General features: G+C 69.2%; 3 protein-coding genes. All 3 read left to right on the top strand.

The annotated features are described in order from the left end of the window. Positions 1-31 precede the first annotated feature (31 nt). The 3 genes from ACTG4X_RS22110 to ACTG4X_RS22100 are packed head-to-tail and all read left to right on the top strand — an operon-like array spanning position 32 to position 21,008. Positions 32-1,435, top strand: a complete 1,404-nt coding sequence (locus ACTG4X_RS22110) for an MFS transporter (protein ID WP_440531935.1) — start codon at positions 32-34, stop codon at positions 1,433-1,435. Beyond that, on the top strand, positions 1,432-17,499 hold the full coding sequence (locus tag ACTG4X_RS22105) for an amino acid adenylation domain-containing protein (RefSeq protein WP_440531934.1): 16,068 nt from the start codon (positions 1,432-1,434) through the stop codon (positions 17,497-17,499). The genes ACTG4X_RS22110 and ACTG4X_RS22105 overlap by 4 nt, the downstream gene beginning before the upstream one ends. Further along, positions 17,496-21,008, top strand: a complete 3,513-nt coding sequence (locus ACTG4X_RS22100) for an amino acid adenylation domain-containing protein (protein ID WP_440531933.1) — start codon at positions 17,496-17,498, stop codon at positions 21,006-21,008. The genes ACTG4X_RS22105 and ACTG4X_RS22100 overlap by 4 nt, the downstream gene beginning before the upstream one ends. The last annotated feature ends 2 nt before the right edge of the window (positions 21,009-21,010 follow it).

The raw sequence follows: 21,010 nt of genomic DNA, 5'->3' as shown, positions 1-21,010 counted from the left end.
TCGAGCGCGGGAATTTCAGAGAGCGCACGTTATGCAGGAAGTGACCGTGGAAGCCGCCGCGACTTCAACCCGTGACGACCCGGTCATGCCGCCGTTGCAACACACGCCGTCGCGCGCGCGATCGACGTTCGCCTTGCTGTGGCTGAGCGAGACGGCCTTCGATCTCGGCACCACGCTGGTCAGCTTCGCGGTGGGCGTGTGGATTTTTTCCCGGACCGGCTCCGCGCAGGACTACTCGTTCTCGGTGCTCGCCGCCGCGCTGGCGGGCATGCTGGCCACGCCGTTCGCCGGCGCGTTGGCCGACCGGCACGACCGACGCTGGGTGGTGCTGTCGTGCGATGCCGCCGCCATCGCCGGCACCTTCGCGATCGTGCTGGCCTTGCCGTCCGGCCGGCTCGGCATCGGCGCGCTGTATGCCTACGCCGCGGTCGCGGCGGCGGTCGGCGCGCTGCGGCGCCCATCGATCCGGGTGGCGGTCAGCCGCTTCGTGCCCAAGGACCGCTTCGCCCAAGTCGGCGGGCTGACCGGCATTTCGCGCGCGCTGGTGCAGGTAGGCGCGCCCGCCGCGGCCGGCTTCCTGATGGCGCGGATGGGCCTGCGGGGGGTGATGGCGACGCAGTTGTGTCTCCTGCTGGCTGGAGCCACACTGGTGTTCGCAGCATTGACCCGGGCCGGCGCGGACGTGCGCGGCGGGCCGCGCGTTGGTGAGTCGTCCACGCGCAGCACATCGCTATTGAGTGGAGCGGGGGCCAGCTTTTCCGGTGCGTTGGCCTATCTGCGCGAGCAGCCGTTGATGGGCGCATTGCTGGGCTACGGCGCTCTGGTGCAGTGCCTGCTGGTGCTGGCGACGACGTTGCTCGCGCCGATGGTGCTCTCCACGCATTCCAGCGACGTGCTGGGCCTGGTGATGTCGGTCGGCATCGTCGGTGGCCTGCTCGGTTCGGTCCTGGTCGCCACCGCCTGGATCCGGCGCGGGCTGATGCAATGGATCCTGGCCTGCGACGCGCTGCAGTGCGCGGCGGTGCTGTTCGCCGGTTGCGTGACCACGCCGGCCTTGTGGTGCGCGGCGGCGTTTGTCTGCCTGTTCTGCGGCAGCACCTCGGTCGCCTGCTCGCATGCGCTGTGGATGCGCAAGGCGCCGATGGGTAGGCAGGGCAGCGTGTTCGCCCTGATCGCCGCGTCCAACATGCTTGTGATGTGCGTGGTGCTGCTGGCCGGCGGCTGGCTCGCCGACGCGGTGCTGGAGCCGGCACTGCGCCCGGGCGGCGCGCTCGGCGCTACGGTCGGCGTCTGGTTCGGCACGGGGCCGGGGCGCGGCATCGGCTTTCTGTTCTTCGTAAGCGGCGCGGTCGGCCTGGCACTGACCGTTCTCGCGCTGGCCCACCGGCGCCTGCGCCGCCTGGAAACGCTGGTGCCGGACGGCGGCGAATCGTGAGCAGCAAGGAAGTCTTCCATCCCCTGAGCTCGCCCCAGCAAGCGGTCTGGCTGGACCAGTCGCTGGCGCCGGATCTGCCTTGCTACAACATCGGCGTCGCGACCCGTCTCGATGGGCCGACCGACCCCGATCTCCTGGAGGCGGCGATCCGCTCGGTCGCCGGGCGCCATCAGGCGCTGCGCACCGTGCTCGAGCGCAGTGCCGGCGCCGGTATTGGCGGGGCTGTGCAACAACGTTTCGCCGATGCCGTGGATGCGCCGTTGCAGCGCTTCGATTTCACGCGCGAAACCGATCCGGAGGCGAGCGCCTGGGCCCATCTTCGCGCCGCGTTCCTGACGCCGTTCGCGCTGCACGGCCAGCGGCTGTGGCGCATGCAATGGCTGCAGGTTGCGCCCGAACGCGGCTATTGGCTGGCGTGCTTTCATCACCTGGTCGCGGACGGCTGGTCGGTGTCGCTGATCGGCAATGCCGTGGTCGACGCCTACAACCGGCTCGGGCGCAACGAGCCCGTGGCCCGTGGCGACAGTCATGACGACGCCGACTACGCGGACTTCATCCGCAAGGATGCCGAGTACCTGGCCTCTTCGCGCTATGCCAGCGATCGCGCATTCTGGCTCCAGCGCCATGCGCGCCTGGCTGCACCGTTGTTCGAAGATGCGCACGCCCGGCGCGGCCGCTTCGATCGCAAGTTCGAGCAGGCCGTATGGAAGCTGGACCGAGCCGACCACGACCGCCTGGGCGAAGTGGCCGCGGCGCAGGGCGCGTCGAGCACGCATTTCCTGGCGGCGTTGCTGGCGATGTACTTCGCGCGCCTGAGCGGGCGCGAAGACGAAGTGGTGATCGGCATGCCGGTGCACAACCGCACCAGCACGGCGCAACGGCGCATGCCCGGCATGTTTTCGGGCGCGATCCCGGTCGGCATCGCGGTCGATCCGCACGAGACTTTCGCGAACACCCTGCGCAGGGTCGCCGCCGAACTGAAGCAGTGCTACCGCCACCAGCGCTACCCCCTGGCCGATCTGCACCGCGAACTGCTGGCCGGGGTGGGCGACCGCCGCGGCCTGTTCGATCTGTCGCTGTCGATGGAAAGCTTCCGCGGCGACCTGGAGTTCGACGAAGGCATCCGCAGCTCGGTGTTCCCGCTGCACAACGGCTATGAGCGCCAGCCGATGGCGGTCTATGTGCGTGACTACGAGCACGGGCGCCCGGTGCACATCGAGTTCAATTACGACCCGGTGCTGTTCTCCACGCAGGAGATGGCTGCGCATCTGCGGCGGCTGCAAGCCCTGGCCCTGACGGCGACGGATGAAGCGAACACGCTCGTGCGCGACCTGCCGCTGATGGATGAGGCCGAGCGCGAACTCGTCGTACACGGCTTCAACCGGCCGCAGCTCGACACCGGCGCACCGTCGTTGATTCACGTGCTGTTCGAACGCCAGGCCGAGCGCTACCCCGATGCCGTCGCGGTGCAGTTCGAACATCGGCAGCTGAGCTACGGCGAACTCAACCGGCGCGCCAACCAGCTGGCTCATCATCTGCGAGGGATCGGCGTCGGGCCGGACGACCTTGTCGCAATCGGCTTGGAGCGCGGGCTCGACATGGTGGTGGCGATCCTGGCCACGCTCAAGGCTGGCGGCGCCTACGTGCCACTCGATCCGGTGTATCCGGACGAGCGCCTTGCACACATGCTGCGCGACAGCGCGCCGGTGGTGTTGCTCGGCGACGGCGCCTTGCTCGATCGCCTGCCGCCGCCGCCGTCGTGCAGGCAACTGCGCCTGGATCTGCCATGGGAGCAGGCGCCGTGGGCCGGAGCCCCTGCCGACAACCCGCAAGTCGAGGGCCTCGCGCCATCGCACCTCGCCTACGTGATCTACACATCCGGCTCGACCGGATTGCCCAAGGGCGTGATGGTCGAGCACGCCCAGGTCAGCCGTCTGTTCGACGCGACCCGGGCCTGGTTCGCGTTCAGCCGCGACGACGTGTGGACCCTGTTCCATTCCTTCGCTTTCGATTTCTCGGTGTGGGAGCTGTGGGGCGCGCTGACGCACGGCGGGCGCCTGGTCGTGGTGCCGCATGCGGTCAGCCGCGCACCGACGGAGTTCCATCGCCTGGTGTGCGAGCAGGGTGTGACCGTGCTCAACCAGACCCCGAGCGCGTTCCGCCAGTTCGCCGCCGCCTGCCAAGCCAGTCCGGCAGAGCTGCCGCCGCATGCCCTGCGCCGCATCGTCCTCGGCGGCGAAGCGCTGGACATGGCGGCGCTCAAGCCCTGGTACGCGCAAGAGCGCAATGCGGGTACGCGCCTCGTCAACATGTACGGCATCACCGAGACCACCGTGCACGTCACCTACCGCGTGCTGGAGCCTGCCGACGCCGAACGCAGTGCCGGAGCGAGCCCCATCGGCACGCGCATTCCCGACCTGGGCGTGTACGTGCTCGACGCGCAGGGCCGGCCGTTGCCGGTCGGGTGCACAGGCGAGATGTACGTCGGCGGCGCCGGTGTCGCGCGTGGCTATCTGCGCCGGCCCGAACTGGACGCACAACGCTTCGTGCCCGATCCGTTCAGCGACGTGCCGGGAGCGCGCATGTACAAGACCGGCGACCTGGGCCGCTATCTTGCCGACGGCAGCCTGGAGTACCTCGGCCGCAACGACCACCAGGTCAAGATCCGCGGCTTCCGCATCGAGCTGGGCGAGATCGAGGCGCAGCTGATTCGGTTCGATGGCGTCGACGACGCGGTCGCGATCGCACGCGAGCACACGCCGGGCGATACGCGCCTGGTGGCCTATCTCGTTGCCGGGGCTGCGTTCGATCCATCCGTCGCGCGTGCCGCCTTGCGCGAGCGCTTGCCGGACTACATGGTGCCGGCGGCCTATGTCGTGCTGGACGCGCTGCCGCTGACGCCGAACGGCAAGCTCGATCGCAAGGCACTGCCGGCGCCCGACCATCGAGCCTGGCACCAGTGCGACCGTGAACCGCCGCAAGGTGCGACCGAGCAAACGCTGGCACGGCTGTGGGCGGAAGTGCTCGGGGTCGAGCAGGTCGGCCGCCATGACAACTTCTTCGAACTCGGCGGCCATTCCATCCTTGCCGTGCAACTGGTCGAGCGCATGCAGCGCGAAGGCCTGGAAGTCGACATCCGCCATCTGTTTGCCGAACCGACCTTGAGCGCGCTCGCCGCCCGCGTGGCGCAAACAGGGCAGGGCGCGACACCAGTGCCGGCCAACGCGATCCCCGCGCAGTGCGAGCACATCACCCCGCAGATGCTGCCGCTGGTGCAGCTGAGCCAAGCGCAGATCGAGCTGATCGCCAGCAACGTTCCGGGCGGCATGCGCAACGTGCAAGACATCTACCCGCTGGCGCCGCTGCAGGAGGGCATCCTGTTCCACCATCTGCTGCAAGGCGAGGGAGACGCCTACGTGCTTCCCGCCCTGCTGCGCTTCGACGATCGCATGCGCCTCGACCGCTTCATGGCTGCCTTGCAGCAGGTGATTGGGCGCCACGACATCCTGCGCACCGCCGTGCAGTGGGAGGGGCTGGATGCGCCGGTGCAAGTGGTCTGGCGCAGCGCCGCACTGACGCTGCACGAACTGTCCTTCGATCCGGCCGGCGGCGACGTGCAGGCGCAGCTGCAGGCACGCGTCGATGCGCGGCGGGTGCGCCTGGACCTGCGTCGTGCACCGATGCTGCAGGTCCATGCTGCGTTCGATCCGGTCTCGGGGCGCTGGCTGCTGCAGTTGCTGCATCACCATCTGACGCTGGACCACACCACCACCGAGCAGGTTCTGCATGAAGTAGTGGCGCTGCTGCAGGGGCGTGCCGAGGCCCTTCCGGCGCTGGTGCCGTTCCGCGACTTCGTCGCCCGGTCGCGCCAGGGCGTGAGCAACACGGAACACGAAGCGTTCTTCGGCACGATGCTCGGCGACGTAGGTGAACCGACCGCGCCGTTCGGCCTGCTCGACGTGCAGGGCGATGGTTCGCAGGTCGAGCAGGCCCGCCTCACGCTGCCGCAGGCGCTGTCGTCGCAATTGCGCGCGCTCGCCATGCGCCACGGCGTGGGCGCGGCGAGTTTGTTCCATCTGGCCTGGGCCCGGGTGCTGGCCCTGTGCAGCGGGCGCGACGATGTCGTGTTCGGCACGGTGCTGTTCGGGCGCATGCAGGGCGGTGCGGGAATCGACCGCGCCATGGGAATGTTCATCAACACCCTGCCGGTGCGCATCGTGCTGGGCGGGCGAGGGGTGGCGCAGGGCCTGCGCGAGACCCATGCGGCGCTGAGCGGACTGCTGCGTCACGAGCACGCCTCGCTGACGTTGGCGCAGCGCTGCAGCGGCCTGCCGCCGAACACGCCCATGTTCTCGGCGCTGCTCAACTACCGGCACAGCCGCAGCGAGAGCTTCGGCGACAGCGAGATCGCCGAGGGCATGCACTACCTCGGCGGGCGCGACCTCACCAATTACCCGTTCAGCCTGTACGTCGATGACTTGGGCGGCGACTTCGTGCTTACCTCCGAGATCCATGCGTCGGTTTCCGCCGACCGCATCGCCGGCTTCATGCAGCAGGCGCTGCAGGCATTGGCGCAGGCGCTGGAACAGGCGCCCGATACGTCGCTGCTGGCACTCGATGCGCTGCCTCCCAGGGAGCGCGAGCGCGTGCTCTACAGCTACAACGACACCCAGCGCGAGTACACCGCGCCGGCGCTGGTGCACGAGGCCTTCGAGCAGCAGGTCGCCGCACACCCGGAGCGCATCGCGCTGGAACTGGACGGCGCGCAGCTGAGCTACCGGGCCCTCAACGAGCAGGCCAACCGGTTGGCGCGGCACCTGTGCCGGCTCGGTGTCGGCCCGGATGAGCGCGTGACGATCTGCGTCGAACGCAGCCTGTCGATGGTGGTTGCGGTCCTGGCCACGCTCAAGGCCGGTGGTGCCTGCGTGCCGCTGGATCCAACGTATCCCGACGAGCGACTGGCGCAGATGCTGCGCGACAGCGAGCCGGTGGTCGTGCTGAGCCAGCGCGAAATGGCCGAGCGGCTTGATGCAGTCCCGGTCCTGCTGGACGAAGCGGAACCGGCATGGGCCAATTTGTCCATGGCCAATCTGCACGCAGTCGAACTGGGCCTGCGTCCCGAGCACCTGGCCTACGTGATCTACACCTCCGGCTCGACGGGCGTGCCCAAGGGCGTGTCGATGCCGCATCGCGGCCTGGTCAACCTGCTGGCCTGGCAGCGGGAACAGTTGCCCGAGCCTGCGCGCACCCTGCAGTTCGCAGCGCTCGGCTTCGACGTTGCCTTCCAGGAGATCTTCAGCACGCTTGCCAGCGGCGGCACCCTGGTGCTGCTGCACGAAGCGTTGCGACAGGACCTGCCGGCCCTGGCCGAGTGGCTGGCCCAGGAGTCGGTCGAGCGGCTGTTCCTGCCTTACATCGCGCTGCACAACCTCAGCGAGCTGTGGTCGCAGCGCAGCGAGCCGCTGGCGATGCTGCGGGACCTGATCACCGCCGGAGAGCAACTCAAGATCACACCGGCGATCCGGCGCATGTTCGACAGGCATCCGCAGGCGCGGCTGCACAACCACTACGGGCCGACCGAGACGCATGTGGTCAGCGCGCACACATTGAGCGGCCCAGCAGAACAGTGGGAGGACCTGCCGCCGATCGGGCGGCCGATAGGCAACAGCCGCATCTATGTGTTGGACGCACAACGCCAGCCCGTGCCGGTGGGCGTTGCTGGCGAGTTGTACCTGGGCGGGGTGCAAGTGGCGCGGGGCTACCTGCAGCAACCCGAACTCACTGAAGCGCGTTTCTTGCCTGATCTGTTCGACGGGCGCGACGGTGCGCGCATGTACAGGAGCGGTGACCTGGGGCGCCATCTTGCCGACGGCAGCATCGAATACCTGGGGCGCAACGACCATCAGGTCAAGGTGCGCGGCTACCGCATCGAGTTGGGCGAGATCGAAGCGCGCCTGAACGAACTACCTGGCGTGCGCGAGGCAGCAGTGACCGCACGCGAGGACCGGCCCGGAGACAAGCGCTTGGTCGCGTATCTGGTCGGTCACGCCGACGCATCGCAGCTGCGTGCACAGTTGAGCCAGCGCCTGCCGTCGTACATGGTCCCGGCAGCCTACGTTGTGCTCGATGCGTTGCCGCTGACGCCGAACGGCAAACTCGACCGCAAGGCGCTGCCCGCGCCGGAGGGCCAGGCCTACGGCCAGCGCGCCTACGCACCACCGCAAGGCGAAGTCGAGCAGGTCTTGGCCGGCATCTGGTCGCAATTGCTGGGCGTGCAGCAGGTCGGCCGCCACGACGACTTCTTCGAGCTCGGTGGCCATTCGCTGCTCGCCATCCGGCTGCTCGAACAACTGCGCCGGCGCGGTTGGTCGGCTGACATCCGCTCGCTGTTCGAGCATCCGAGGCTGGCCGCCCTGGCCGCGACGATCCGGCGCGACGATGCCACTACAGCGTTGGCTGTACCTCCCAACCTGATTCCGCCCGGCTGCGAGGCGATCGAGTCGGCGATGCTGACGCTGGTCGAACTCGACGCGGCCGCGATCGGCCGGATCGTCCACGCCACGCCCGGCGGCGCGGCCAACATCCAGGACATCTATCCGCTGGCGCCCTTGCAGCAGGGCATCCTGTTCCATCACCTGCTGGAGCGCGACACCGACACCTACGTGCTGCCGACGCTGCTCGAGTTCGACAGCAAGCCGCGCCTGGACCGCTTCATTGCGGCCCTGTCGCGGGTGATCGAACGCCACGACATCCTGCGCACCGCGATCCACTGGGAAAGCCAGGCCGAGCCGGTGCAGGTGGTGTGGCGGCGCGCCGGGTTCGCGGTGGACGCACTGGCGTTGGCGCCGGGCACGGGCGCAGCGGCACAGCGCCTGCGCGAGCATCCGCAGGTGCGCGGCCTGCGCATCGACGTGCGCCGCGCGCCCATGCTGCATGGCTTCGCGGCTTGCGACGATGCCGGCGGGCGATGGCTGCTGCTGCTGTCCTATCATCACCTGGTGATGGACCACACCACGCTGGAGCGGCTGGTGGAAGAGATCGCCGCGATCGAGCGCGGCGACGCCGCAGGCTTGCCAGCACCGGTGCCCTTCCGTAATTTCGTCGCCCAGTCGCGCCTGGGCGTGAGCGAGGCCGAACACGAGGCGTTCTTCGGCACGATGCTCGGCGACGTAGACGAACCGACCGCGCCGTTCGGCCTGCTCGACGTGCAGGGCGATGGTTCGCAGGTCGAGCAGGCCCGCCTGATGCTGTCGCAGGCGCTGTCGTCGCAGTTGCGCGCCCACGCCATGCGCCACGGCGTGGGCGCGGCGAGTTTGTTCCATCTGGCCTGGGCCCGGGTGCTGGCCCTGTGCAGCGGGCGCGACGATGTCGTGTTCGGCACGGTGCTGTTCGGGCGCATGCACGGCGGCGCCGGTTCCGATCGTGCGGTCGGCATGTTCATCAACACCTTGCCGGTGCGCATCGTGCTGGGCGGGCGAGGGGTGGTGCAGGGCGTGCGCGAGACCCATGCCGCCTTGAGCGGACTGCTGCGCCACGAACATGCCTCGCTGGTGCTCGCGCAACGTTGCAGCGCAATGCCGGCGCACGTGCCGTTGTTCTCGGCCTTGCTCAACTATCGGCACCGCCGGGTCGCCCATGCCCAGGTGCTCGATGGCGTGCGTTTGCTCGACGTGCGCGACCGCACCAACTACCCGTTCGGCCTGTACGTTGATGACGACGGGAGCGATTTCGAGTTGACCGTGCAGGTCGACGCTTCGGTCTCGGCTGACCGCATCGCCGGCTTCATGCAGCAGGCGCTGCAGGCATTGGCGCAGGCGCTGGAACAGGCGCCCGATACGTCGCTGCTGGCACTCGATGCGCTGCCTCCCAGGGAGCGCGAGCGCGTGCTCTACAGCTACAACGACACCCAGCGCGAGTACACCGCGCCGGCGCTGGTGCACGAGGCCTTCGAGCAGCAGGTCGCCGCACACCCGGAGCGCATCGCGCTGGAACTGGACGGCGCGCAGCTGAGCTACCGGGCCCTCAACGAGCAGGCCAACCGGTTGGCGCGGCACCTGTGCCGGCTCGGTGTCGGCCCGGATGAGCGCGTGACGATCTGCGTCGAACGCAGCCTGTCGATGGTGGTTGCGGTCCTGGCCACGCTCAAGGCCGGTGGTGCCTGCGTGCCGCTGGATCCAACGTATCCCGACGAGCGACTGGCGCAGATGCTGCGCGACAGCGAGCCGGTGGTCGTGCTGAGCCAGCGCGAAATGGCCGAGCGGCTTGATGCAGTCCCGGTCCTGCTGGACGAAGCGGAACCGGCATGGGCCAATTTGTCCATGGCCAATCTGCACGCAGTCGAACTGGGCCTGCGTCCCGAGCACCTGGCCTACGTGATCTACACCTCCGGCTCGACGGGCGTGCCCAAGGGCGTGTCGATGCCGCATCGCGGCCTGGTCAACCTGCTGGCCTGGCAGCGGGAACAGTTGCCCGAGCCTGCGCGCACCCTGCAGTTCGCAGCGCTCGGCTTCGACGTTGCCTTCCAGGAGATCTTCAGCACGCTTGCCAGCGGCGGCACCCTGGTGCTGCTGCACGAAGCGTTGCGACAGGACCTGCCGGCCCTGGCCGAGTGGCTGGCCCAGGAGTCGGTCGAGCGGCTGTTCCTGCCTTACATCGCGCTGCACAACCTCAGCGAGCTGTGGTCGCAGCGCAGCGAGCCGCTGGCGATGCTGCGGGACCTGATCACCGCCGGAGAGCAACTCAAGATCACACCGGCGATCCGGCGCATGTTCGACAGGCATCCGCAGGCGCGGCTGCACAACCACTACGGGCCGACCGAGACGCATGTGGTCAGCGCGCACACATTGAGCGGCCCAGCAGAACAGTGGGAGGACCTGCCGCCGATCGGGCGGCCGATAGGCAACAGCCGCATCTATGTGTTGGACGCACAACGCCAGCCCGTGCCGGTGGGCGTTGCTGGCGAGTTGTACCTGGGCGGGGTGCAAGTGGCGCGGGGCTACCTGCAGCAACCCGAACTCACTGAAGCGCGTTTCTTGCCTGATCTGTTCGACGGGCGCGACGGTGCGCGCATGTACAGGAGCGGTGACCTGGGGCGCCATCTTGCCGACGGCAGCATCGAATACCTGGGGCGCAACGACCATCAGGTCAAGGTGCGCGGCTACCGCATCGAGTTGGGCGAGATCGAAGCGCGCCTGAACGAACTACCTGGCGTGCGCGAGGCAGCAGTGACCGCACGCGAGGACCGGCCCGGAGACAAGCGCTTGGTCGCGTATCTGGTCGGTCACGCCGACGCATCGCAGCTGCGTGCACAGTTGAGCCAGCGCCTGCCGTCGTACATGGTCCCGGCAGCCTACGTTGTGCTCGATGCGTTGCCGCTGACGCCGAACGGCAAACTCGACCGCAAGGCGCTGCCCGCGCCGGAGGGCCAGGCCTACGGCCAGCGCGCCTACGCACCACCGCAAGGCGAAGTCGAGCAGGTCTTGGCCGGCATCTGGTCGCAATTGCTGGGCGTGCAGCAGGTCGGCCGCCACGACGACTTCTTCGAGCTCGGTGGCCATTCGCTGCTCGCCATCCGGCTCATCTCCCAGATCCGCGAGCGCTTCGACGCCGAACTCGCTCTGGCCACCCTGTTCGCACAGCCGCGCCTCGCCGCACTGGCCCACGCCGTGACAGAGGCCAGTCCCGGCGCGTTGGATGCGATCGTGCCCGCCGACCGCAGCCGTCCGCTGCTGCTATCGCCGGCGCAGCAGCGCCTGTGGTTCATCGCCGGTGTCGATACCCAGGCCAGCGTCGCGTATCACATCCGCGGCGCGTTGCGCCTGCGCGGCGAACTCGACCGCGTTTCCCTGCGCGCCGCGCTGGACCAGGTCGTGGCCCGGCACGAAGCCTTGCGCACGCGTTTCATCGTGATCGATGGCCAGCCCTGGCAGCGCATCGACCCGCCGCACGGCTTCGAGTTGCGAGAGCAGGATGCGGGCGATTCGAGCCCGGCGCAGATCGAGGCGCTGTGCCGCGAGGCCGCGGCCGAGCCCTTCGATCTCGCGGCCGGTCCGCCGATTCGCGGCCGCCTGCTGCGCATTGCCGACCGCGATCACGTGCTGGTGGTGGTGATGCACCACATCGTCTCCGACGGTTGGTCGCTGAGCGTGCTGATGCGCGAGTTCGCCGCTGCCTACAGCGCGTTGCGCAATGGGCTGAGGCCGATGCTGCCGCCGCTGCCGATCCAGTACGCCGACCATGCGGTGTGGCTGCACAAGCACCTGGAGGGCACGACCACGCAAGTCCAGCTGCAGGAGTGGATCCAGCAGCTGCAAGGCGCGCCGGCACGCACCGAGCTGCCATGCGACCGGCCACGACCGGCATTGCAGGACTACCGTGGCGCAAGCTTCGATGTCGGCCTCGATGCCGAAACCACGCGAGCCCTGCGCATGCTCGGCCAGCGCCACGGCGCGACCTTGTACATGGTGGTGCTGGCCGCCTGGGCCGCCGTGGTGGCGCGCTACAGCGGCCAGCAGCAGGTGGTTATCGGCAGTTCGCACGCCGGCCGCGGGCGGGTCGAGATCGAGCCGTTGATCGGCTGTTTCATCAACACCCAGGCGCTGAAGATCGCGCTGGACGGCAGCCTGGGTGTGGCCGACCTGCTGGCCCAGGTGCGCCAGATTGCGCTGCAGGCACAGGCGCGCCAGGACGTGCCCTTCGAGCGCCTGGTCGAGGCGCTGAATCCGCCGCGCTCCATGGCGCACCATCCGGTGTTCCAGCTGATGCTGGCCTGGCACAACACGCCCGCGGTCGCATTGGAACTCGCCGGGCTGGATGTGGAACGGGTCGAGAGCCTGCCGGCCAGCGCGCAGTTCGATATCGCCCTGGATCTGCAGGAAGACGGCGAGTGCATCGCGGGCAAGCTCAACTACGCCACCGCCCTGTTCGACGAGGCCACGGTGCGCCGCCACTGGCACAGCGTGGTGGCGATGCTGCGCGGCATGGCCGCCGACGAAGGCCGGCCGGTCGATCGCATCGCATTGCTCGACGCCGGTGAGCGCGAGCTGCTGCTGCACGAGTTCGCCGAAAGCGCGCCAGCGCGGCCTGCACACGCGTTCGCGCATGCCGCATTCGAACGGCAGGCTGCGTTGCGGCCGCAGGCGATCGCGCTGGAGCACGACGGCGAGCAGCTCAGCTACATCGAACTCGACCGACGCGCCAACCGGCTCGCCCACCATCTGCGCAGCCTCGGCGTTGGAGCGGAGGACCGCGTCGCGCTGTGCCTGCAGCGCGGGCCCGACCTGATCGTCGCGCTGCTGGCCACGCTCAAGGCCGGTGCTGCGTATGTGCCGCTGGACCCTTCGCATCCAGACCAGCGGCTGGCCTGGCTGCTGGAAGACTGCGCGCCGGCGGTGCTGCTGACGCACTCCAGCTTGCGCCCGCGCCTGCAACCACTGTCGTGCTGCACGACCGTTGCGCTCGACGAACACTTGCCATGGGCGGCAGCGCCCACGCATGCGTCCGATCCGTGCGACGTGCCCAGTGACGGCTCGCACCTGGCTTACGTGATCTACACCTCAGGCTCCACTGGCACGCCCAAGGGGGTGATGGTCGAGCACCGGCAACTGACGCACCAGATCGCGGCGCTGCAGGCGCTCTACGGCTTCACCACCGAAGACCGCGTATTGCAGTTCTCCGGCCTGAGCTTCGACGTTGCCGGCGAGGAGATCTTCGGCGCGCTCAGCCATGGCGCGACGCTGGTGCTGCGCACCGATGAGTGGCTGGCGGAACCCCGCCGCTGGTGCGAACTGTGCGCCGTACACCGACTCACCGTGGTCAATCTGCCGACGCTGTTCTGGCAGCGCCTGGCCCAGGCGCCCGATGCGATCTTTCCGCCATCGCTGCGGCAGATCGTGATCGGCGGCGATGCGGTCGGCGCCGCCGCACTCGATGCCTGGTGGCAGCGCGACGGCCATCGACCGGCGCTAGCCAACGCCTACGGCCCGACCGAAACCACGATCAACGCCACCGTTGCTCGTTGCAGCACCGGAGATTCGCCGCTGGGAATCGGCCGTCCGGTCGCCAATGTGCGCGTCTATCTGCTCGATGCCCACGGCGAGCCGGTGCCAGTTGGCGCCGTCGGAGAAATCTGGATCGGCGGCGCCGGCGTGGCGCGCGGCTACCTGAATCGCGCCGAACTCACCGCGCAGCGTTTCGCGGACGATCAATTCATGGCCGCATCTGCGGACACGCCATCGCGCATGTACCGCAGCGGCGACCTCGGCCGCTGGCGCGGCGACGGTTCGATCGAGTTCCTCGGCCGCGACGACCAGCAGGTCAAGATCCGCGGCTTTCGCATCGAGCCGGGCGAGGTCGAGGCCGAACTGACGCGGCTGGACGGCGTTCGTGAAGCCGCGGTGATCGCCGCGGCGGGGCAGGGCGAGGACAAGCGCCTGCTGGCCTATGTGGTTGCGGACCCGGATCGCCCGCCACCAGACCCTGCGCAGCTGCGCGGGCGCTTGGCCGAACGCCTTCCCGACTACATGCTGCCGGCGGCCTTCGTGCTGCTGCATACGCTGCCGCTCAACGCCAACGGCAAGCTAGACCGCGCCGCGCTACCAGCGCCAGACGGCGAGGCCTACGCACAGCGCAGCTACCGGGCGCCGCAGGGTGAGTTCGAGCAGGCGCTGGCGCTGGCATGGACGTCGTTGCTCGGCATCAAACGCATCGGACGCGACGACGGCTTCTTCGAGCTGGGCGGGCATTCGCTGCTGGCGGTGCGGATGCTCTCGCAACTGCGCCAGCGGTTCGGCGTGGAGCTCGCATTGACGACGGTGTTCGCGCGGCCGCGGCTGGCGGACCTAGCTGGCGAGATGGCGCGCGCCGCACCCAGCGCGATCGACCCGATCGTGCCGGCGGATCGCAGCGCACCGTTGCCGTTGTCGCACTCGCAGCAGCGCCTGTGGTACGTGACCCGAATCGACGCACAGGCCAGCGCGGCCTATCACCTGCCTGCCGCATTGCGCCTGCGCGGCGCGCTGGACCGCATCGCGCTGCAGCACGCGCTGGACCGGATCGTCGCGCGCCACGAGTCGCTGCGTGCGCGCTTCGTCGTCATGGGCGGCGAGCCGCGCCAGCGCATCGAACCGGCGAACGGCGTGGCCCTCGACTACCGCGAACTCGACGGGCTTGGCGATGCCGCCTTGCGCGCCCTGTGCCAAGCCGAAGCCGCCAGGCCGTTCGACCTGGAGCGCGGCCCGCCGCTGCGGGTGCAGTTGCTGCGCCTGGCCGAAGACGAGCACGTGCTGCTGGCCACGATGCACCACATCGTCTCCGACGGTTGGTCGCTGAGCGTGCTGGCGCACGAGTTCTCTGCGCTGTACGGGGCGTTCCGCCGCGGCGAACCCGATCCGTTGCCGGCATTGCCCGTCCAGTACGGCGACTACGCCGCATGGCAGCGACGCCGCCTTCAGGGCGACGCCGTGCAGGCGCAGTTGCAGTACTGTGTCGAGCGCCTGCGCGATGCGCCGCCGCTGATCGGCCTGGCCACCGACCGGCCACGGCCGCCGCAGCAGGACTACCGCGGCGCCAGCATCGAAGTCGGCCTCGACGAAGAGTTGACCCGCGAACTGGGCGCGCTGGCCCAGCGCCACGGCGTCACCGTGTACATGACCGTGCTCGCGGCGTGGGCGGCTGTACTGGCGCGGTTGAGTGGCCAGTCGTGCATCGTGCTCGGCAGCGCCGTCGCCGGGCGCGACCGAGCCGAGCTCGAACCGCTGATCGGGTTCTTCGTCAACGCCCAGGCCTTGCGCTTCGACATCGACGACGGTCTCGACGTGGGCAGCCTTCTGGTGCAGGCCCGGCAGGTCGCACTGCAGGCGCAACAACATTGCGACGTGCCGTTCGAGCAGGTGGTCGAGGCGCTCAATCCGCCGCGCTCAAGCGCCTTCAACCCGATCTATCAGGTCCGCCTGGCGTGGCAGAACACGCCGCCTGCGCAGCTGCAACTGGAAGGGCTGGAGTTCGACAACCTTGCCAGCCTTGCCGGCAGTGCCCAGTTCGATCTTTCGCTCGACCTGGAACCGGTCGGCGAACGCATCGTCGGCCAGTTCAACTACGCCACTGCCCTCTACGACGAGGCCACGGTGCAGCGCCACTGGCATGCGCTGGTGGCGATGCTGCGCGGCATGGTTGCCGACGCCGCCGCACCGGTGGCCCGTATCGACCTGCTGGCCCGGGACGAACGCGAGCAGGTGCTGCACGCGTTCAATGCCAGTGGAAGCGTTGACTGCGATGGCCTGCTGCATCGCCTGTTCGAGGCGCAGGCCGCAGCGCAGCCACAAACCCTGGCGCTGGTCTGCGAAGACCAGGCGCTGGACTACGGCGAACTCAACCGTCGGGCCAACCGCATCGCCCACCACCTGCGCGGTCTGGGCCTGCGGCCCGACGACCGCGTTGCGCTGTGCCTGGAACGCAGCGTGGACATGGGCGTCGCACTGCTGGCCACGCTCAAGGCCGGCGGCGCATGCGTGCCGCTGGACCCGGTGCATCCCGACGACCGCCTTGCCCACATGCTGTCCGACAGTGCGCCAGTGGCGGTGTTGACCCAAGCCCGCCTGCTTGGGCGGCTGCGGGTGCCCGAGGGATGCGCAGTGCTGGTGCTGGACGATGACGCATCGCCCCGGCCCTGGGCCGATGCGCCCACGCACGACCCCGGCCCCGAAGCAGTCGGCCTGGCTCCGGCCCACCTGGCCTACGTGATCTACACCTCGGGCTCGACCGGCATGCCCAAGGGCGTGATGGTCGAACACCGCAACGTGCTGAACTTCCTGCATGGGCTGGAACAGCGCATCCACGGCCCGGCGCCAGACTGCAGGCGGGTGGCGTGGAACTCATCGTTCGGCTTCGACATGGCGGTCAAGGCCTGGGGGCAGCTGGCGTTCGGCCGCAGCGTGTTCCTGCTGCCCGAGCGCACCCGCCTGGACGCGGAGGCCATGCTCGACTTTCTGGAGCTCCACGCAATCGAGGCGATGGAGTGCACGCCCTCGCATCTGCGCATGCTGCAGTCGGCCGGTTTTGTGCAGCGGCGCGCCGGTTCGCTGCGCAAGCTGCTGCTCGGCGGCGAAGCGCTCGATGCGTCGATTTGGCGCAGCCTGGCCGAAACCGGGGCAGTGCAGTTCCACAACATGTACGGCCCGACCGAATGCAGCGTCGACGCCACCTGCGGCCCGGTCGTCGGCGCGGTGCCGCATATCGGCCGCCCGATGCCGGGCGCGCGCGTCTATCTGCTCGACCCGCATGGCGAGCCGGTGCCGATCGGCGTGGCCGGCGAGATCCACATCGGCGGTGCCGGGGTCGCGCGCGGCTACCTGGGGCGCCCGCAACTCACCGTCGAGCGCTTCCTGCCCGATCCGTTCGTGAACGGGCGGGGCACGGCGCGCATGTACCGGACCGGCGACCTGGGCCGCTGGCGTGCCGACGGCAGCATCGAGTACCTGGGGCGCAACGACTTCCAGGTCAAAGTTCGCGGCTACCGCATCGAGCTCGGTGAGATCGAGGCGCAGCTGGCGCGGCTCGAGGGGGTGCGCGAGGCCGTGGTGCTCGCCGATGCCGAGTTGCCGAGCCTTTCCGGCGAACCCCGCCTGATCGCCTACCTGCTGCCGCAGCCGGGTGCCGCCCTGGAGCCCTCGGCGCTGCGCGCGCAACTCGGCGCCCAGTTGCCGGACTACATGCTGCCCGGCGCCTACGTCACGCTCGCGGCCTGGCCGCTGAACGCGAGCGGCAAGCTCGACCGCAAGGCACTGCCGCTGCCGGACGACGACGGCCTCGCACGGCAGGCCTATGCCGCGCCGGAAACCGACATGGAAATCCGCCTGGCGGCGCTGTGGGGCGGGCTGCTCGGAGTCGGGCAGGTTGGCCGCCACGACAACTTCTTCGAGCTCGGCGGGCATTCGGCGCTGGCCATCCAGCTGATCCACGCCATGAGCGAACAACAACTCCAGGTCGACGTGCAGATGGTGTTCAACGCGCCGACCCTGGCAGACCTTGCCGCAGCCACGGTGCAACTGGAGGAGATCGTTCTATGAACCATGCATCGCAACTGCTCGATACGCTGGCCTCGCGCGGCCTCACGCTGCGCCTGGACGGCGAGCGGCTGGCGTTGCAGGGAGACTCACGCCTGCTGGCGGATGCAACACTGGTGCAGGCATTGCGCGATCGCAAGCAGGAGCTGATAGCCCTGCTGCGCGAACGCCAGGGCAGCGACCCGTTGGCCTACCGCATCGACGAAGGGGCCGATGCGATCACGCCGGCGATGCTGCCGCTGCTCACGCTCGACCAGCGCGCAATCGACCGTCTCGTGGCGCAGGTGCCGGGCGGCGTGCGCAACGTGCAGGACATCTATCCGCTGGCGCCGCTGCAGGAGGGCATTCTGTTCCATCACCGGCTGCACGGCGAAGGTGAGGGTGGCGATGCCTACGTCATGCCGACCCTGCTGCGCTTCGACGGCCGCGAACGGCTGGATCGGTTCGTGCAGGCCCTGCGCGAGGTGATCGCGCGGCACGACATCCTGCGCACCAGCGTGCACTGGGAAGGGCTGGAGCAGCCGGTGCAACTGGTGCAGCGCCAGGCCGGCCTGGACATGGAAATGCTTGCCGCCGCACCCGCGGAAGATGCGTTGAAACGCCTGCAGGCCCTGGCCGATCCGCGCCGCAGCCGGCTCGACGTGCGCCGCGCGCCGATGCTGCGCGGCCATGCCATCCAGGAGAGCGACAGCGGGCGTTGGTTGCTTCAGTTGCTGCACCACCACCTGATCCTCGACCACACCGCTTCGGAATTGCTGGTGCAGGAAGTCATGCTGATCCTGCAGGGCCGGCGCGAGCACTTGCCTGCGCCGGTGGCGTTCCGTCGCTTCGTCGCACAGGCCCTGCAGGGTGCGGCGGAATCCGGGCACGAAGCCTGTTTCCGCGCCGCGCTGGGCGATCTCGAAGAGACCACCGCACCGTTCGGCCTGAGCGACGTGCGCGGCGACGGCAGCGGCGTGGTGCAGGCGCGCAGCGAACTCGATCCCGCGCTGGCGCGGCGCCTGCGCGAACAGGCGCGGCTGCGTGGGGTGGGCGCGGCCAGCGTGTTCCACCTGGCCTGGGCGCTGGTGCTGGCGCGTTGCAGCGGCCGCGACGACGTGGTGTTCGGCACGGTGCTGTTCGGCCGCCTGCAGGCCGGCGCCGAGGCGGCGCGGGCGATGGGCATGTTCCTCAATACCCTGCCGCTTCGCGTGCGCCTTGGCACCGCCGCGGCCGAGGCGGCGCTTCGCCGCGTGCACGCCGATCTGGCCGAACTGCTGCGCAACGAGTATGCCTCGCTGAGCCTGGCCCGGCGCTGCAGCGGGTTGCCGGCCGATGCGCCGCTGTTCACCAGCCTGCTCAACTACCGCTACAGCCGCCGCGACACCGAAGCCACGAGCCTGCCGGGCATCGAATCGCTCGGCGGGCACGATCGCACCAACTACCCATTCGTGTTGCATGTGGATGACTATGGCGACGGCTTCGGCATTACCACCGAGATCGATCGCAGCCTCGATGCGCGGCGCGTCGGCAGCTTCGTGCGGCAGGCCCTGCACGCGCTGGTCGATGCGTTGGAAAGCGAGCCGCAGCGGCCGCTGCGCCGCATCGATGTCTTGCCGGAAGACGAACGCCGACAGGTGGTGGCTGATTTCAACGCCACCGCCACCGAGTACCCGCGCGGTGCGCTCCTGCACCAGCTGTTCGAGCATCAGGTCGCGCAGCGCCCCGACGCGACCGCACTGATGTTCGAGGGCCGCCGGCTCAGCTACGCCGAACTCAATTCACGCGCCAATCGACTCGCGCGGCAGTTGCGTGTGCTGGGCGTCGGCCCGGACGCCCGCGTGGGCGTGCTTATGCAGCGTAGCGAAACGCTGGTGGTGGCCTTGCTGGCGATCCTCAAGGCCGGCGGCGCCTACCTGCCGCTCGACCCCTCGCATCCACCGGAGCGCTTGCGGCACATGCTCGACGAGGCTGCTGCTGTGGTGGTGCTGGCCGACCCGGAGCTGGCGCTGAGCGTGCCGAAACTGCGTACCCTGGTGCCCGCTCGCGACACGCACACGGCCGCGTTCGCCGACGTCAATCTCGATGCTTCAGAAACCGGGCTCCACGAAAGCCACCTGGCCTATGTGATCTACACCTCCGGTTCAACCGGCATGCCCAAGGGGGTGATGAACGAACACCGCGGCATCGTCAACCGCCTGCAGTGGATGCAGCAGGCCTACGCGCTGGCGCCGCATGACGTCGTGCTGCAGAAGACACCCTTCGGCTTCGATGTGTCGGTGTGGGAGTTCTTCTGGCCATTGATGGCCGGTGCACGGCTGGTGCTCGCGCGGCCGGACGGACACAAGGACCCGGCCTATCTGGGCGAGCTGATCCGCGCGAGCGGCGTGACAACGCTGCATTTCGTGCCGTCGATGCTGCAGGTCTTTCTTGCCCGGCCTGACGCCGTGGCCGGCTGCGTCAGCCTGCGGCGGGTGGTGTGCAGTGGCGAAGCGCTCTCGGCCGGGCTTGCGCGCCAATGTCGCGAACGCCTGCCGAATGCGCGCCTGTACAACCTGTACGGCCCGACCGAAGCGGCGGTGGACGTGAGCGCCTGGACCTGCGGGAGCGACGATGGCGATTCGATACCTGATTCGGTGCCCATAGGCCGGCCGATCGCCAACACCCGGCTCTACCTGCTCGACGATGCACTGCGCCCGGTGCCGGTCGGCGTCGCCGGCGAGCTGTACATCGGCGGCGTGCAGGTGGTGCGCGGCTATCTGAACCGGCCGGAGCTGAGCGCACAGCGCTTCATTGCCGATCCTTTCGCCGAGGGTGGCCGCCTGTACCGCACCGGCGACCTTGGCCGCTGGCGCGCCGATGGCGCGATCGAGTACCTGGGCCGCAACGATTTCCAGATCAAGCTGCGCGGACAGCGCATCGAGCCGGGCGAGATCGAAGCACAGCTGCGCTCGCTCGACGGCATCGCCGAGGCTGCGGTCCTGGCGCGCGAAGACCGCTCCGGCGCGCTGGCACTGGTCGCGTACGTCGTGCCGGCCTCGCCCGGTGAAATGCCGGAGCCTGTGGAACTGCGCAGCCAGCTCGGCAAGCATCTGCCCGAGCACATGCTGCCCGCGGCCTACGTGCGCATGGCGGCGCTGCCCTTGAGCAGCAACGGCAAGCTCGACCGCAGGGCGCTGCCGGCGCCGCAGGACGAGGCCTTCAGCCGCCAGGCCTTCGCGCCGCCGCAGGGCGAGACGGAGCAGGCCCTGGCCGCGATCTGGTCGCAACTGCTCGGCGTCGAGCGCATCGGCCGCCACGACAGTTTCTTCGCGCTCGGCGGGCACTCGCTGCTGGCGATGCAGTTGCTCGAACACCTGCGCCGGCGCGACTGGACGATCGACGTGCGCGCGGTCTTCGACCGGCCTGAACTGGCCGCGATGGCCGCCGCCGTGCGCACCGCACCGGCCGCCCAGGTCCCGCACAACGCTATCCCGGCGCGCTTCGCCGCACCGGACGACGAATCAGCAGAAACCGAGGAGTTCAGACTGTGAAT

It is taken from the genome of Variovorax sp. YR566, from assembly GCF_051992195.1.
Taxonomy (GTDB): Bacteria; Pseudomonadota; Gammaproteobacteria; order Burkholderiales; family Burkholderiaceae_C; genus Variovorax.
Note: the sequence above shows the minus strand (reverse complement) of the source record. Positions and strands in the feature narration are given on the sequence as shown.